General features: G+C 39.2%; 16 protein-coding genes. 2 read left to right on the forward strand and 14 right to left on the reverse strand.

The window, feature by feature from the left end; translation table 11 throughout:
- Positions 1 to 20: 20 nt before the first annotated feature.
- Positions 21 to 2,090 carry a methionine--tRNA ligase gene (metG, locus tag E2P86_RS15340; protein ID WP_134433674.1) on the reverse strand — a complete coding sequence of 690 codons (2,070 nt, stop codon included), beginning with the start codon at positions 2,088 to 2,090 and terminating at the stop codon, positions 21 to 23.
- 166 nt (positions 2,091 to 2,256) lie between these two features.
- On the opposite strand from metG, the gene E2P86_RS15345 reads away from it, so the two are divergent.
- Together E2P86_RS15345 and pckA are read left to right on the forward strand one after the other, a co-directional pair.
- A complete protein-coding gene (locus E2P86_RS15345) occupies positions 2,257 to 3,159 on the forward strand; it encodes a S66 peptidase family protein (protein WP_134433675.1) in 903 nt (300 codons plus the stop codon).
- Between the two features lie 206 nt (positions 3,160 to 3,365).
- Positions 3,366 to 4,979 (forward strand): phosphoenolpyruvate carboxykinase (ATP), encoded by a 1,614-nt coding sequence (gene pckA, locus E2P86_RS15350; protein WP_240775523.1) that lies wholly within the window; start codon positions 3,366 to 3,368, stop codon positions 4,977 to 4,979.
- Positions 4,980 to 5,016: 37 nt separating this feature from the next.
- Here pckA and E2P86_RS15355 read toward each other — a convergent pair whose 3' ends face one another.
- The 13 genes from E2P86_RS15355 to E2P86_RS15415 all read right to left on the reverse strand — a co-directional run bounded on the left by E2P86_RS15355 (position 5,017) and on the right by E2P86_RS15415 (position 16,273).
- Positions 5,017 to 5,475 carry an ABC transporter ATPase gene (locus E2P86_RS15355; RefSeq protein WP_134433677.1) on the reverse strand — a complete coding sequence of 153 codons (459 nt, stop codon included), beginning with the start codon at positions 5,473 to 5,475 and terminating at the stop codon, positions 5,017 to 5,019.
- Positions 5,476 to 5,486: 11 nt separating this feature from the next.
- Positions 5,487 to 6,029: a DUF420 domain-containing protein gene (locus E2P86_RS15360; RefSeq protein ID WP_206367973.1), complete on the reverse strand. Its 543-nt coding sequence runs from the start codon at positions 6,027 to 6,029 to the stop codon at positions 5,487 to 5,489.
- Between the two features lies 1 nt (position 6,030).
- The gene (locus E2P86_RS15365) at positions 6,031 to 6,750 is read right to left on the reverse strand and encodes a photosynthetic protein synthase I (protein WP_134433678.1); all 720 of its coding nucleotides are present in this window, start codon (positions 6,748 to 6,750) and stop codon (positions 6,031 to 6,033) included.
- 23 nt (positions 6,751 to 6,773) lie between these two features.
- On the reverse strand, positions 6,774 to 7,154 hold the full coding sequence (locus E2P86_RS15370; RefSeq protein ID WP_085473080.1) for a cytochrome C oxidase subunit IV family protein: 381 nt from the start codon (positions 7,152 to 7,154) through the stop codon (positions 6,774 to 6,776).
- Positions 7,155 to 7,194: 40 nt separating this feature from the next.
- A complete protein-coding gene (locus tag E2P86_RS15375; RefSeq protein ID WP_085473081.1) occupies positions 7,195 to 7,932 on the reverse strand; it encodes a cytochrome c oxidase subunit 3 in 738 nt (245 codons plus the stop codon).
- 9 nt (positions 7,933 to 7,941) lie between these two features.
- A complete protein-coding gene (locus E2P86_RS15380; protein WP_085473082.1) occupies positions 7,942 to 8,526 on the reverse strand; it encodes a cytochrome c oxidase subunit 3 in 585 nt (194 codons plus the stop codon).
- A gap of 3 nt (positions 8,527 to 8,529) precedes the next feature.
- Positions 8,530 to 9,435, reverse strand: a complete 906-nt coding sequence (gene cyoE, locus E2P86_RS15385) for a heme o synthase (RefSeq protein WP_085473083.1) — start codon at positions 9,433 to 9,435, stop codon at positions 8,530 to 8,532.
- 71 nt (positions 9,436 to 9,506) lie between these two features.
- The gene (locus E2P86_RS15390) at positions 9,507 to 10,550 is read right to left on the reverse strand and encodes a COX15/CtaA family protein (RefSeq protein WP_134433679.1); all 1,044 of its coding nucleotides are present in this window, start codon (positions 10,548 to 10,550) and stop codon (positions 9,507 to 9,509) included.
- Positions 10,551 to 10,595: 45 nt separating this feature from the next.
- Positions 10,596 to 12,470, reverse strand: coding sequence for a cytochrome c oxidase subunit I (locus tag E2P86_RS15395; RefSeq protein WP_200811795.1), 1,875 nt, complete (start codon positions 12,468 to 12,470; stop codon positions 10,596 to 10,598).
- 27 nt (positions 12,471 to 12,497) lie between these two features.
- Positions 12,498 to 13,817: a cytochrome c oxidase subunit II gene (locus tag E2P86_RS15400; protein WP_240775524.1), complete on the reverse strand. Its 1,320-nt coding sequence runs from the start codon at positions 13,815 to 13,817 to the stop codon at positions 12,498 to 12,500.
- 42 nt (positions 13,818 to 13,859) lie between these two features.
- Positions 13,860 to 15,095 (reverse strand): quinol:cytochrome C oxidoreductase, encoded by a 1,236-nt coding sequence (locus tag E2P86_RS15405; RefSeq protein WP_085473086.1) that lies wholly within the window; start codon positions 15,093 to 15,095, stop codon positions 13,860 to 13,862.
- Positions 15,096 to 15,114: 19 nt separating this feature from the next.
- Entirely contained in the window at positions 15,115 to 15,765 is a 651-nt protein-coding gene (locus E2P86_RS15410; RefSeq protein WP_085473087.1) for a c-type cytochrome, read from the reverse strand.
- Positions 15,737 to 16,273, reverse strand: coding sequence for a DUF3341 domain-containing protein (locus E2P86_RS15415; protein WP_085473088.1), 537 nt, complete (start codon positions 16,271 to 16,273; stop codon positions 15,737 to 15,739). Before E2P86_RS15415 ends, E2P86_RS15410 begins: the two co-directional genes overlap by 29 nt.
- Between the last annotated feature and the right edge of the window lies 1 nt (position 16,274).

Below are 16,274 nucleotides of genomic sequence, written 5' to 3' on the forward strand. Positions count from 1 at the left end.
TACGATCTACTAACCACACACTACCGAACCGTACTACCCGGTTTTATCGTTGATGTCGGATTAACAAAATCAAGGCGTCCATCCGCATCTTCTGCCATTAGGATCATACCCTGTGATGTAATACCTTTAATCTCCCGTGGTTCAAGGTTCACTAAAATAGAAACTTGCTTACCGACAATATCTTCTGGTGCAAAAAACTCAGCAATTCCAGAAACCACAGTACGTTGATCTATTCCCGTATCAATCTTCAACTTCAAAAGTTTTTTTGTTTTAGCGACTTTCTCTGCTTCGATAATTGTTCCTATGCGTACATCCATCTTCAAGAAATCATCATAGCTGATATTCGCTTTTGCTGGCTCCGCAGTAGACTGGCTCAACGCATTGTGCGCCTTCGCATCGGCCAACTTCTGTAACTGGAAATCAACTTGTTCATCTGTAATTTTCTCAAACAACAAAGCCGATTCGCCCAATGTGTGCCCGGTAGGGATGATATCTGGACGACCAGCATTTTCCCATTCCTGCTTTTCAAGGTTCAACATAGCAAACAAACGATCCGAAGATTTCGGTAAGAATGGCTGCGCTAAAACCGCTAAGTTAGCCACAATTTGCCCCGCCACATATAAAACGGTTTTCACACGCTCAGGATCCTCTTTAAAAACTTTCCAAGGTTCTTCATCCGCCAAATATTTATTCCCCAAACGTGCAGCATTCATAAAGTGCCCCAGTGCCTCACGGAATCTATACTGCCCTATTGAATTGCTAATCTCTACCGGGAAAGATTTTAACTCATCCAATACCGATTGATCTTGCGCCCTCAGTGCAGAGCCCATCAATAGATCTCCATCAAAATATTTCTGACTCAAAACCATAACACGATTCACAAAGTTGCCAAGAATAGCAACGAGCTCATTGTTTACGCGGGCCTGAAAATCCTTCCATGTAAACTCACTGTCCGAAGTCTCCGGTAAAATAGAGGTAAGCACATACCGTAACTCATCCTGCTTACCCGGGAACTCTTCCAAATACTCATGTAACCAAACGGCATGATTTCTGGAAGTCGACAGCTTTTCTCCTTCTAAATTCAAAAACTCATTAGCCGGTACGTTATCCGGAAGGATATACTCCCCGTGTGCGTGTAAGATCGCTGGGAAAATAATACAGTGAAAAACAATATTATCCTTGCCAATAAAATGAATCAACGTCGAGTCGTCAGCTTCATTTTCATGTTTTTTCCAATAGTCTTCCCAATTCTTATTATTATCTATCGCCCATTGTTTCGTCGCAGAAATATAACCAATTGGGGCATCCAACCATACATACAGTTTCTTTCCTGCAGCTTCTTCCAATGGTACGTCTACGCCCCAATCCAAATCACGCGTCATGGAACGCGGCTGTAAACCCGACTTAAGCCAGGATTGACATTGCCCGAATACATTAGACTTAAGCTCTCCCTTCTTTCCTTCAATGAGCCACTCTTCGAGCCAAGGTTGATATTTATCCAACGGCAAGTACCAATGCTTCGTTTCTTTAAGAATCGGCGTCTTTCCGCTAAGCGTAGATTTTGGATTAATGAGATCTGTCGGGTTTAAAGAGGTACCACACTTCTCACATTGGTCGCCGTAAGCTCCTTCGTTGTGACAATGTGGACAAGTACCGACAATATAACGGTCCGCTAAAAATTGTTGATAATCCTCATCAAAGTATTGTTCAGAAAACTTCTCAATAAACTCACCTTTTTCATAAAGGTTCAAGAAAAATTCCTGCGATAATTCATGGTGAATTTTCTCCGATGTACGGTGATAAATATCAAAGTGAATACCAAACTCTTCGAAGCTTTCTTTGATTTGTTTATTATACTTATCAATGATCTGTTGTGGTGTAACACCTTCCTTTTTCGCTTTAATGGTGATCGCAGCTCCATGTTCGTCCGAACCACAAACAAAAACGATGTCCTTTTTATTCAAGCGCAAAAAACGCGCAAATATATCTCCCGGAATATATGCACCTGCAAGATGTCCGATATGGAGAGGTCCATTGGCATACGGCAAAGCCGATGTAATAGTAAAACGATTCTTCGATAAAATACTCAAGGTGTAGTAATTTTAAATGATACGTAAATGGCCTGATAAACAGAAAAGACTAACAGTCACAAGACAGGTTGGAGTCCCTTAGCTTCTGTTGAAAAAAGGCTCTTTAAAAAAAGATTTGTTTCTTTCGCAAAGATAACTCAATTTGCGGTTAAAATAAGCGTGTCGTATGAAAATACCTGAATTTCTTAAGAAAGGCGATAAAGTAGCCATTGTATGTCCTGCAAGTTACATTAAGGGCGATATCGACCTTGCCGTTACGGTATTAACGGAATGGGGATTAGAAGTGGAAGTGGGCGAAACAGTCACCTCACAGTTTCACCAATTTGCGGGTACCGATGCCCTTCGTGCTGCCGACCTACAGAAAGCGTTAGACGACCCGTCAATAAAAGCAGTATTTGCGGCTCGCGGCGGTTACGGAACCGTTCGCATTATCGATCATATCAATTTCAACCGTTTTAGAAAACACCCTAAATGGGTGATTGGCTTTAGCGATATTACGGTATTACATAGCCATATACACCACCGATTTAATATTCCTACTATTCACGGACAAATGCCAAAGTCATTTGAAGATAGCTCCAAAGATGCGCTAGAATCATTAAAGCGTGCCCTTTTCGGACAAAAAATGGATTTCACATATAGTCAAACCGATTATCCAAATAGGTCGGGCAACGGATCTGGTCAACTAATCGGAGGTAATCTAGCCATATTACAAAGTATTCTTAGCTCAAAATCAGATGGCAAATATGATGGTAAGGTATTGTTTATTGAAGATGTTGGTGAATCACATTATAACATCGATCGTATGTTGTGGACACTTAAGCGTGCAAAAAAATTAGACAAATTAGCAGGTTTAATTGTTGGAGGCTTCACCTCGCTCAAAGATAGTGACCCCGCATTTGGTCAACGATTTGAAGACATAATAATGGACAAAGTTAGGGCGTATGATTTCCCGGTAGCGTTCGGTTACCCAGCGGGACACATCGACAATAATCACAGTCTCATAATGGGGAAAAACATCAAACTACGGGTAAAAAACGAAGAAACTTCGTTAAAATACCTTGATTAGTTTGCATAAATTCTGTTTTTTCCATTTTAATATTTTCAACAATTCCTCAATAGCTCTATAACTATTGAGGTTTAATTTTTTTATACGCCCAAATATCATAACGATTAAACGTTTTTATTCAATTCTTTACGAAAAGTATCCGCGGTGACATTCCTCATGATATTCTCCATAACTTAGCATCAGTAAAAATAAATTATGATATGGTTATGGAAATGGGACAACCAAATCCACTAAGATCCACAGATAGTTTGGATACGCTAGCGGCAAAGGTTTATTTAAATGTGGACGCCGACACACTTGTCGAGCAGACGATTGAGCGCGGACAGGGAAAGATAAGTGACCAAGGGGCACTTTGCATTGAGACCGGTAAATTTACAGGACGTTCCCCAAAAGATCGGTTTATTGTTAAAGATGATTACACTAAAGATGTAATCGACTGGGGAGAAGTAAACATTCCAATATCCACTTCAGCTTTTGATAATCTTTTGGAGAAAATGCAAATTTTTCTTCAAGATAAAGAGGTATGGGTACGCAATTGCTACGCTGGGGCTGATTCTAATTACAGAATCAATGTTACGGTTATCAATACGCTACCATGGGCAAATTTATTTTGTCACCATCTATTTCTTCGACCAACGAATGAGGAGCTAGAAACTTATAAACAGGAGTGGACTATTGTACAAATTCCTGAATTTTTAGCCGATCCAGCAACAGATGGTACCCGCCAAGAAAATTTCTCGATCATCAACTTCACCAAAAAAATGATTTTGATCGGTGGCACGGCCTATACAGGAGAAATGAAAAAAGGTATCTTCTCGGTACTGAACTTCATCCTACCGCATGAGCATCAAGTGTTACCGATGCACTGCTCGGCTAACGAAGGTGCTAAAGGGGATACCGCTTTATTCTTTGGCTTAAGCGGAACAGGAAAGACCACGTTATCGGCTGATGTTCATCGTATGTTAATCGGAGATGATGAACACGGATGGACAAACGATACGGTGTTTAATTTTGAAGGAGGTTGTTATGCTAAATGCATCGATTTGAGTGCGGAAAAAGAACCGCAAATATTCGCTGCAATAAAGCATCCTACTTTACTGGAAAATATTCAATTCTTTCCGGGAACAAATACAGTGAACTATGCGGATGCGAAGCTGACAGAAAACACACGCGCCGCCTACCCTATTGATCATATTGAAAATGCGAAGGAAGTATCTGTGGGAAATATTCCCAAGAACATATTTTTCTTAACATGTGATGCCTACGGCGTATTACCTCCAATCTCTAAGCTTACTAAGGCACAGGCGATGTACCACTTTATTTCGGGGTATACCGCTAAAGTAGCAGGGACAGAGATAGGTATCACAGAGCCACAAACAACATTCTCTGCTTGTTTTGGAAAAGTATTCTTACCGGCACACCCGACAACATACGCAGAATTACTGGGTAAAAAATTAGATCTACACGGTGATGTTAATGTATGGTTAGTAAATACGGGCTGGACAGCCGGAGCGTTCGGTACAGGTAATCGCATAAGCTTGAAATATACACGTGCAATGGTTCAAGCAGCTATTGAAGGTCAATTGGACAACGCAACTTTTCTACCGCATTCGGTTTTCGGTATACTAATGCCGACATCTTGCCCGAATGTACCAGATGAGATCTTGAACCCGAAAGATACATGGGCAGACAAAGATGCTTATGATAACCAAGCGAATAGACTCGCTCAATTGTTTATCAACAACTTTGAAGAATATAAAGCTAAGGCTAGTGCAGAAATCATCAGTGCTTCGCCAAGAATACAAGAAGTAAAAATCTAATATAAAAAAAAGCAGCGTAAAGCTGCTTTTTTTATATCTACAAATAAACCTTGGCATGCCAGCTATCTCGTAACGGCACTTCCCATTTAAGGTCAATATCATCCGCATGGGTAAGCATATTATTAAATACTATAGTATCCTCATTCAACGCACCACTTTTCACTAACTCCTCAAATACCGTACTAGGTACAACCCTAAGATTGCCATCCTCATGTTTATAGGCTATTTTCAAACGGTCGAAAAGTTGAATGGATAGTTCATTTTCGATTTTCTTAAGCAGGTGAACTGATTTGTCTACAGAACATCCAGTAACCATGGCTTGTTCTTCATCCACAATTAAGAAAATAAACAAATTATACCGTATCTCGAACGAGCCAAGTAATTGGTTGCCGTGTGCAGTCCATTGTTTTACGAAATCACCAAGAATCTCACTTACTTGAACACACTCCAAATCAGTTAATAACCGATCACTCTGATAAATCCATAATCTTTTCATAGCACAATAAATTAATGCGCGTAATAAGGTGATATCATTATGTAAACAACAACACCTGTTACAGCAACATACAACCACATCGGATACGTAATACGGGCCAATTTCTTATGCCGCTCATACGCTCCAGCAATTCCTCTTACAAAGGTAATAAGTACAAAAGGAATAATGATAATAGATAGGAGAATATGGGTAATCAGGATAAAATAATATACATAACGTATCGCACCTTCTCCACCAAAAGGTGTAGAGTCTGACGTCATGTGATAAGCGACATACATGACTAAAAACGCAATAGAACAAGCCATGCACAGCTTAATCAAGGTCTCATGTAACTTTACTTTACCTTTCTTTACAGCAGAAACGGCGGCAACCAATAAGATAGCTGTAATACCATTAATGGTTGCATAAATTGGAGGCAAAAAGGATAATGGCTCTACGTCATAACCAAGTTTACGAAGATTTACACCAAATAATGCCGCAACAGCAACAGGAATTACAATGGAAAGAGTTACAATCCATTTTTTATATTTCTTTTCAGCTTCAGTCATTGCCATACTATTTCTGCTTAATTTTTAACGGTCTATTTCTTACTTCTTCCACCACCTGTAGTTTAATTTCATCCTCCAGACGTTCTACTTCTCCTTTTTGACTAATATCATAAAAGCCTCTAATTCTACGCTTAGAATCGATCAGTACAAATTGATTACTAATCAAAAATTTCGAAGAGTCCGCTGGGTCAATCATAGCATCAATCAACATCTGCTTTTGCGCGTAATCGAAAATATCCACATTGGGTTGGAACACCACCTGCCAATTGCCCTGCTCTACATTCTTATAAGGCTTCACAAAGGAGCCTAAAGTAGATACAGATTCCTTCGGATCGACGGAAATAGAGTAAAAAGAAACAATAGGATTGGTTTTAAAGCGATCTGATAATGCATTTACATGATTAAACATAAGCTTTGAAAAGGACTGATCTTTACTGTAGAAAAGATGTGCTACCGTCAAAACAGTGTCCACTTCAAAAAAAGCCTTATCATTACCCTTAACATCTTTGAAGGAGATGTTAGACAAGGTGTGGAAAATGGTATCAGGGTATTCTCTACCCCAATTACGTTTCATTTCACCACTTAACTTTTTCTCTCCAAACACAGGAAGAGAAACATATTCGTTTGAACCGAGCCGGTTAACGGCTATATATAAAAAACCTGGCAATAGTAAAACCATTGCCAGGATAATTACTTTGGATCTACTTCTTTGAGTAGGCTTACTCATCGTATATCTCCTATTTTAAAAAATTACTTATTCGGGAAAATTGGGTGTGCTTGCATTGCTCCGTGAAGGAAGTCACCTTCAATAAGCATTAATACAATGAAGTATAAAATAAATATGAAAACCACACTACAACAGACAATAAATCCTGATTTCTCAAATTTTAAGTGCATGAAGTAAGCAACAATATAGAATGCTTTTACTAGGGTAAGGACAATGTAAATAATATTGACCAACATACCTTTTTGTAAAATTCCCCAATGGTGCACAAATCCAAGAGCGATTAAGAATTCTAAAGCTGTTAATGCTAATAAAATAAAGAATACTCTCCAGATACCTTTTTTATCCATACCAGCATGGTCATCATGGTGGTCGTGTGCTGCAATATTTTCGTGATGATGTGACATTATCTCAATTAAAATAATTAAAAAACTTTGTTAAACGAAATCAGATTAAGTAGAAGAACGTAAATACGAATACCCATACTAAATCCACAAAGTGCCAGTACAAACCAACTTTTTCTACCATAAGGTATGTACCTCTACGCTCGAACGTATTGTTCAACGTCATACTCAAAATAATAATATTTAAAAGTACACCGATTGATACGTGAAAACCGTGGAAACCTGTAATTGTAAAGAACAAATTAGAGAACTGTAATGCTGCTGTATACGAAATATCTTTCGTGAAATAAGGTGCTAACGCATCCACTATAGCATTACCTTCTAGACCTGTAGCAGGATTTCTTCCGAACCAAAAACCTTGGTGATGTAAGTGGCTCCACTCAATTGCTTGACAACCTAAGAACATCAAACCACCTAAGATGGTCCATAACATCCATTTTACAACTTCATCTTTTCTATTTCTATGTCCCGCATCCACGGCCAATACCATCGTTACAGAAGACATAATAAGGATAAATGTCATAATACCGACAAACACAAGTGGTTGTCCTGATTCGGCAATTCCTGGAATAGATTGGAAGATTTTATCCGCATCGATCCATGTAGGCTGCGCAAACTTCTGCGTACCGTAATAAATCAAGAATGCAGAGAAAGTAAATGCATCCGATACCAAGAAAAACCACATCATGATTTTCCCATACTCTAAGTTCCAAGGAGACTTACCACCATTCCAAGGGCCGTCTTTTACCTTATCTAATTGCGATACAGTTGTTGTACTCATTTTTTACTATTATTGATTCAAAAGTAAGAAAACATATATATAAATCCATAAAAGATCGAGAAAATGCCAAAAAATACTGGCCAAATCCATGCGGAAAAGATTATCGGCATGTGGGATAGGCTTCATTGCCCCCATCAAACATCTAATCAATACGATCAAACCCGCAATAATGTGTGCTAAATGCAATCCTGTAAAAATGTATATAAAGGATTGCGAAGCATTAGGGTTAACAAAGAAAATACCTTGTCCAGCCAAAACCGTCCAAGAATGTACCTGTAAACCAAAGAAAACCAAACCCAGTAACAACGTCAAGATTAAGAAATTCTTTTGTTGTCCCAGTCTTTGCTTTTTTGCTGCATTATGCGCCAAATACAAGGTCACACTGCTTAGCAAAATCGTTATCGTACTATAGATAAACGCATTGGGTAACAATGTTTTGATTCCCTTATCAACGCCACTAGCTGTATACACGATGAATCCGCTGGATAATGCAGCAAACATCATGAACATACCAATCATACCTAGCCAAAGGTTAAACTTTTTGGCTTTTCTTGACTGGATAACTTCCTCAACTACCTGTTCCGTATTTTCCATCTATTAAAAAGGAATAAAATCAAACAATAAAACTAACTGTGTCAAAGGCAAATAGAAAAAAGATGTAAACATTACTTTTCTAGCCGATGCATCAGTCATGGATTTAGCATGTTGAAATCCATAAAAAGCAAACATTATCCCACCTAACAACGAAACAGCTGTAAAAACCCATCCGCCAAAACCATAATACATGGGCAAGAAGCCAACCGGTATCATAAGTAAAGCAGAAATAGCAATCATCCAAGCCGATACACGATCTTTTTCGCGGGTCGGTAACAAACGAAAGCCGGCATTTCTATAGTCCTCATCTGCCACCCATGCAATGGCCCAGAAGTGCGGAAATTGCCATACAAACTGAATTGCAAATAAAACGAGCGGTGTGATAACAATTGCGGCTTCACTAACAGCAGCATATTCCAAGCCAAAGCCCGCCGATTTAAAGGCAGCATAATAACCAATTAATGGTGGCAACGCGCCCGGAAAAGCACCAACTAGAACCGCAATTGGCGATTTTTGCTTAAGTGGTGTATAAATAAAGGCATACAGGATAATGGAGAAAACGGATAAAAGCCCGGCGATAAAATTTAATCGCACCAGCAATAACGTTCCAAAGATCCCCATAAAGACACTCAGTACCAACGCCTGCCCTGTAGTCATACGACCAGAAGGAAGTGGGCGATCGGCAGTACGTTTCATTAATTTATCCAAGTCGCGCTCAATGATCTCATTAAAACCATTTGCCGAACCAGTAATGAAGAAACCACCTATGGTAAGAATCAGCCAATTGATCCAAATAATATCTCCCTGCTGTTTGGCGCCTATCAGAAAAGCTATGGAAGCCGAAAAAACGACTGTTAAAGTTAATCTTAGCTTAACTAATTTTTTAAAATCAGACAAAAACTGCTTCATGTAAACTACGTTAATCTCTTTAATGTTCTACAATTACACTAATCCGGCAAAGTTCTACAACAAACAGCATATTATCGTTGTAATTTTGTCATTAATAGCATCAAATAATATTGCGCTCCGAATAGCAAACTCGCCACTACCAAGTGCGTTGTTTGCGCGAAAGCAGGAACATTAAATCGGGCCAAAACAATACCAGAAAGCATCTGTATACCAATTAATACAATAACTATCCAAGCATATTTGCTTTGCAATGTCAATGAACTAAACCTACTTCGAACAAGGAAGAAAAGAATAACTGTTAATCCCAGTGAAACATAGGCCAATACTCTATGTACAGAAAATGAATCGCCTAAATTTGCTACCCATTCTTGTCGCGCGACGAGCTGACTACTTAAGTGGTCAATCGTTTCTCTAACTTCTGTACCAAAAACAACCTGTACAACCATTAAAACTAATGAAACAAAGGCCAATGCCTTTATTCCTTTAACATGTTGGTTACTGAGAATTGTTTTATTTCTTAATGTTGTTGCTTGATAAAATGTATATATACTGATCGCTACGATTAACAGCGCTAACAACATATGTACTGTGATAATCCAAGGCATCAGATTCGTGGATACCACGATAGATCCTAACCAAGCCTGAAGCACCACAACAAAAACATTTAAAACGCTCCATACTACAATGGAGGGTTTTGTTTTTAAATAGGTAAAAGAGAATATCGCCGAAAAAAGCAGACAGAAACCAGCAGCAACACCAACCAAACGATTAACATACTCCGTCCAAGTCTTAGCCGCGTTGAATTCTTCATGCGCCAATATCGACTGGTCGTGTCTAATCTTATCAGCCATTTCTGGATGACCAAAAAACTCTACAATTTTTGCAAATCGTTGATTCTTTTTGGCTCGGCCATCAATATATTGCTGTTCGTATCCCTCTGGAAGTTGAGATACATCCGTCGGCGGTATAATGCGATTAAAGCATTTTGGCCAATCCGGGCATCCCATTCCGGAACCTGTGCTTCTTACAATTCCGCCTGCTGCTATGACTAGAAACAGCACGATAATTGTAATTCTATTTGTTAAGACAAATCTTTTTTCTGCACGCGGATACATATATCCTCTCTTTCTACTAAAATATAAAGAGAGGTAGGTAAAAACCTACCCTTCTACTTCTCTATTATTTTGCTTATTCCACTCATTCTGAATGCGTACCGCTTCTTCGTTACCTTCGAAGTCGTGCGCCTGATTTGAGCTCATAGTCTCAGAGAATGGTGTTGTTTGTGGAATAAAGTCTGTGTCATGCCCAGGCTTACTGTAGTCATATGGCCAACGGTATACTGTAGGGATCTCTCCTGGCCAGTTACCATGGATATGCTCTACTGGTGTAGTCCACTCTAATGTATTTGATTGCCAAGGGTTTTGTGACGCTTTCTTACCAGTCCAAATCGAAGCGAAGAAATTCCAAAGGAAAGCCACTTGACCTAAACCTGCAATAATCGCTGCCCAAGTAATTAACAAGTTAACAGATACCCATTTCTCCATGAAAGGGAATGCGGTAAACGCGTAGTAACGACGTGGAACCCCATCAATACCCATAAAGTGCATTGGGAAGAATACTAAATATGCACCAATAAATGTTAACCAGAAGTGCAAGTAACCTAATTTAGTATCCATCATACGACCGAACATCTTAGGGTACCAGTGGTACACACCACATAACATACCAAATATAGATGCTGATCCCATTACTAAGTGGAAGTGGGCTACAACGAAGTAAGTATCGTGCAAGTTGATATCTAATGCAGCGTTACCTAAGTACAATCCTGTTAAACCACCAGACACGAAGAAAGAAACCATACCGATTGCAAACATCATTGCTGGAGTAAAACGGATGTTACCTCTCCATAATGTCGCGATGTAGTTAAATGCTTTTACCGCTGAAGGTACAGCAATAATCAATGTTGTGATCATAAATACACCACCTAAGAACGGATTCATACCCGTAACGAACATGTGGTGACCCCATACGATAAAAGATAATACTGTAATACCTACCAACGAATAAACCATCGCATGGTAACCAAAGATTGGTTTACGTGAGTTAGTCGAGATAACCTCAGATGTAAGACCTAATGCAGGCATTACTACGATATATACCTCTGGGTGACCTAAGAACCAGAACAAGTGTTGGAACAAGATAGGTGAACCACCTTCATTTGGTAAAATTTGTCCTTGAACTACTAAATCAGAAAGGTAAAATGATGTTCCTACCGAACGGTCAAAGAACAATAAAACAACCGCAGATACAAGAACTGGGAATGAAAGTAAACCAACAATGGCAGTTAAGAAGAAAGACCAAATAGTCAATGGCATTCTCCAAAGATCCATACCTTTAGTACGCATGTTCAAAATTGTACTGATATAGTTTACACCACCTAATACCTGAGATGCGATAAACAACGTCATACTAACTAACCAAAGCGTCATCCCCAATCCAGAACCGGAGATTGCTGTCGGTACCGCGGAGAGCGGTGGATAGATTGTCCAACCAGCTGCTGCAGGACCACTTTCAACAAAGAAAGAAGCAACCATGATAACACAAGCAACAAAGAAGAACCAGTAAGATAACATGTTCATCAATGGCGATGCCATATCACGAGCACCAATTTGGTAAGGAATAAGAAGGTTACTAAATGTACCTGATAAACCCGCCGTTAATACGAAGAAAACCATCATGGTACCGTGGATAGTAACCAACGACAAAAAGAAGTCGGGTTTAATACGACCACCTTCGGCCCATTTACCTAAAAATATTTCTAAAATCGGGAATTCTTTATCCGGCCACGCGAGTTGGATACGGAATAGAATCGAAAGCACCATAGCGAAGACTGCCATCACAATACCTGTGATCAAAAATTGCTTCGCAATCATTTTGTGGTCTTGACTAAATATGTATTTAGTTAAGAATGTCTCATGATGGTGATCATGTGAATCATGATGCGCTGCGCCGTGCGATATAACTGTACTTGACATATTCGTTTAATAAATTCTTATCTCAAATTAATTTAATGAAGCAGTAGTAAGCTCCTTAGCTTCTGATGATTCTAAAGCGCTATACTCCTTTTGCAAATCTTCAGTAAAATACTTGTTCTGTTTGCTTAACCACTCTTTGTATTCCGCTTCCGTAACAACGATTACTTTCTTCTGCATGTTCCAGTGACCAGAACCACAGATCTTCGCACACAACATCACGTAATCATATTTTGGATCGTTCATACGCTCACGCATTTCTTCTGTTGTAACCGTAGGTGTAAACTGGAAATAGTTAGTCATACCCGGTACCGCATTGATTTGAACACGGAAATCAGGAATATAGAACGAGTGAATAATATCTTTAGATACGATATGGAAACGCACAGATTTATTAACAGGAATAACAATATCTGATGCCTGAATATCATCCCATGCCGATTTATCACTAAAATCGATACCATAAGAGTTTAATGGTGTAGTCAATTTGTAGTTACGTTTACCAATTTTGCCATCAGCACCTGGGTAACGTACTTGCCATTGAAACTGCTCCCCTAAAACCTCTACCTGTAACGCAGATTTTTGCAAATCTTCAGGAATGTTAGTGATAGATCTCCATGTGAAGAAACCGAACAATACTAATACCGTAAGAACAACAGCAGGTACAATCGTCCAGATACGTTCGATTGTATCGTTGTGCGGATAGAAGTAAGCCTTCTTATCTGCACGCATTCTGTAGATATAGGTAAACGATAATAATAAGATGTGAACAATTACCAATACAATTGTAATAATGATTGTAGTAATAATAAACATCGTATCAATACGTGCACCATGTTCCGTTACTGCGGGTCTCCATGACCATGCTCCCCATACGGCATACCCGTAATAGATGAAAGCTAAGAACAATATCAAAAAGATGAACAACAATACGGCTTGAAACGTATTGTTCGCTAATGGATTGAACTTACCATTCATTTTACGCGTTAGATCGTAAATAGAAAGGACTTTTAAAACGACAGCTACAATCGTACAAACTACCAAAAACAATAAAATGTAGTAGGTTAAGTTTTTGTACGCTTGCGGATCAATCTGTTTTACTTCTTCTGGTGCCGCAGTTGTTGCTGCTACCGTAGCATCTGCTGCCGCAGCAACCGTTGTATCAGTAGCGGCAGCTGTGGTAGCCGCAGCAGTATCGGTTGCCGCCGCTGCTTCAGTCACAGCGACTACAGTAGTATCTTTAGCTACTGAATCTTGTTGCGTTGCAAAGCTAGGCGTAGCGAAAAATAATCCTACGGCTAGTAAGCATCCCAAAACGGCTTTAAATCTGTTATTTATGTTAAATTTCATTTCTTATTATGACGTTTAAACGTATTTTACAACGATTAGAAATTATAGTTGATGATGTAAACTTTCATCTAAGAATGGATGATTCTTAGGTGCTAATGGATGCTTGCTAAGTTTCGTCATGACCAAGAAAGTAAACAAACCAACAAAACCAATAGCTGTACCAATTTCCACAAAACCAAAACCACGGTGTGCTTCAACTGTTCCTGGCATAATCATGATATAATAATCTAACCAGTGACCGCAAAGTAACAAAATTGCCACGAACAACATCATTCCTTGTTTACGCTTTGCATCACGATCAACTAACAACAACAATGGTGCTAAGAAGTTGATGATAATGCTTAACCAAAACCAAGGTTTGTATTCAGGCTCCCATCTTTTGTAAAAATAAACCGTTTCCTCTGGAATGTTAGAATACCAAATCAACATGAATTGTGCAAACCAAACATACGTCCAGAAAATAGAGAAACCAAACATAAGCTTACCTAAATCGTGTAAGTGGTTTTCATTAACCCATGATAGGTAACCTGCTTTTTTCACTAAAATAGTAATTACAACGATCGTAGCGATACCACTCACCCACATAGCGGCGAAGTTGTACCATCCAAACATAGTCGAGAACCAGTGTGCCTCTAGCGACATAATAGTATCAAACGACCAAATAGGTGTTGTAAAACCAAAGATAACTAAGAAAATCGCAGATAATTTAAAGCTCTGTTTATACGAGTTCAAACCACCTTCTAAATCTTCTTTGTATGACAACTTCGCTAAAATTACTGCGAAGATGCTATACGTTCCCATAAAGATCACTTGACGGATCAAGAAACCTGGTACATTCAAGAACGTAGATTTTCCTGCTACTAATTTATCAAAATTAGGGCTGTTCGGATCTGTAAGTCCGTCAGCATGCCAATGGTGATATAAGTTGTGTGTAGTTAATCCTAATCCTACGATTAAAAGTAGAATTAAAGCCGCAATCGGCAATATACTTGCCATAGCTTGCGGAATACGAATCAAACCAGCAGACCAGCCTGATTGTGTAACCATCTGAAGCGCTACGAAGAAAGCTCCAGCTGCACATACACAAGTAAAATAATAACCCATCAATAATAGGTTAGCGTATGTACGTTCAACCATAATATGGTCACTTGACATGAGGCCTATAACAATTGCTATAACGCCTACGGCAATTCCAACAAGACTTAGTATCTTTCCGATACCAGCAAATTGAAATCTCTCGCTGAAATTATAATCGTGATGATGATTGTGAGTTCCCATTTATTATATTGATGTTAGATTATTTTTTTTGTAATTCATGAACATACATAACCACTTGCCAACGTTCTTCAGGTGACAATTGAGAAGCGTGTGAGCCCATGGTGTTATGTCCATAGTAAATAGTATGATAAATTTTACCATCTGTCAAGTCGCTCATCAAACCTCCACGTGAAGAGTTAGCTGCATCGGATTTCGCATACGATGGTGGCGGCGGGAAATTCTCCAACTGACGTTTTCCACGTGAATCCTCTACGCTTCTATCTTTTGTCAATGGACCATCACCTTTACCATCTTTACCATGACAAACCGCACAGTAGGTATGGAATAATGCATCGCCTTTAGCTAAGTTTTCTTTGGTTACAGCTAGTGGGCTTGTAAGCTCTCTACCCGCACGCTCATACTCTTCTAAAGAATTAGCGAACTCAAAACGCTCAAAACCGATTGGTGTCGTACCTGATGGCGGCAATTGCGCAGTGATATTATTTTTAAAATTATTGTTTGGCTGATCCGGGTTATAAGCGATCGGATCATACATATTTCTGGAGAATTCCCATCCTGTACTACGCTTTGTTCCATCTCCACAGCTAGAAACTACTGCCGCTAATGCGAAAGCAGCACATACAGATCCAAGAAAATTCTTCTTATTCATAGCTAACATATTTTCTTTCATTGTATTTAACTTCAACAGCTCCTGCTTCTTTCAACAACGATTCCACCAAGGCGTGATCTGCATTTTCTTTCGCATCAATTGCGATAATAAAACGATCGTCAGAAGCACGTAGATCCATTACACGTGGTGCACGTCCTGGGAACAAATGGTTACGGTAAAAGAATGTCGCAACCATACCTAAGGCACACAACAAGATCGTAACCTCAAATGTAACCGGAACAAAGTTTGGCAACGGCAATGATGGTTTACCACCAATATTCATCGGCCAATCGTGTGCCATTGTGAAATACAACAAGCTAAACCCTAAACATGTTCCTAATGCACCAAAAACAAATGCTGCAATAGGTAAACGAGATGGTTTAACACCTAGCTTCGCCTCGATACCGTGGATAGGCATTGGTGTAAAACAATCATATATGCTGATATTGTTTGCTTGCAATTTATCAATCCCATGCATCATTTCATCGGGATCAGCAAAACTACCTAATATATATTTTGTATTGCTCATT

The sequence above is a fragment of the Sphingobacterium psychroaquaticum genome, assembly GCF_004421025.1.
Lineage (GTDB): Bacteria > Bacteroidota > Bacteroidia > Sphingobacteriales > Sphingobacteriaceae > Sphingobacterium > Sphingobacterium psychroaquaticum.

Excerpts from the sequence above, each read along its gene's own strand:
- E2P86_RS15345 (WP_134433675.1), top strand. The coding sequence starts at position 2,257 with ATGAAAATACCTGAATTTCTTAAGAAAGGCGATAAAGTAGCCATTGTA.
- pckA (WP_240775523.1), top strand. The coding sequence starts at position 3,366 with ATGGAAATGGGACAACCAAATCCACTAAGATCCACAGATAGTTTGGAT.
- E2P86_RS15355 (WP_134433677.1), bottom strand. The coding sequence starts at position 5,475 with ATGAAAAGATTATGGATTTATCAGAGTGATCGGTTATTAACTGATTTG.
- E2P86_RS15360 (WP_206367973.1), bottom strand. The coding sequence starts at position 6,029 with ATGGCAATGACTGAAGCTGAAAAGAAATATAAAAAATGGATTGTAACT.
- E2P86_RS15365 (WP_134433678.1), bottom strand. The coding sequence starts at position 6,750 with ATGAGTAAGCCTACTCAAAGAAGTAGATCCAAAGTAATTATCCTGGCA.
- E2P86_RS15370 (WP_085473080.1), bottom strand. The coding sequence starts at position 7,154 with ATGTCACATCATCACGAAAATATTGCAGCACACGACCACCATGATGAC.
- E2P86_RS15375 (WP_085473081.1), bottom strand. The coding sequence starts at position 7,932 with ATGAGTACAACAACTGTATCGCAATTAGATAAGGTAAAAGACGGCCCT.
- E2P86_RS15380 (WP_085473082.1), bottom strand. The coding sequence starts at position 8,526 with ATGGAAAATACGGAACAGGTAGTTGAGGAAGTTATCCAGTCAAGAAAA.
- cyoE (WP_085473083.1), bottom strand. The coding sequence starts at position 9,435 with ATGAAGCAGTTTTTGTCTGATTTTAAAAAATTAGTTAAGCTAAGATTA.
- E2P86_RS15390 (WP_134433679.1), bottom strand. The coding sequence starts at position 10,550 with ATGTATCCGCGTGCAGAAAAAAGATTTGTCTTAACAAATAGAATTACA.
- E2P86_RS15395 (WP_200811795.1), bottom strand. The coding sequence starts at position 12,470 with ATGTCAAGTACAGTTATATCGCACGGCGCAGCGCATCATGATTCACAT.
- E2P86_RS15400 (WP_240775524.1), bottom strand. The coding sequence starts at position 13,817 with ATGAAATTTAACATAAATAACAGATTTAAAGCCGTTTTGGGATGCTTA.
- E2P86_RS15405 (WP_085473086.1), bottom strand. The coding sequence starts at position 15,095 with ATGGGAACTCACAATCATCATCACGATTATAATTTCAGCGAGAGATTT.
- E2P86_RS15410 (WP_085473087.1), bottom strand. The coding sequence starts at position 15,765 with ATGAAAGAAAATATGTTAGCTATGAATAAGAAGAATTTTCTTGGATCT.
- E2P86_RS15415 (WP_085473088.1), bottom strand. The coding sequence starts at position 16,273 with ATGAGCAATACAAAATATATATTAGGTAGTTTTGCTGATCCCGATGAA.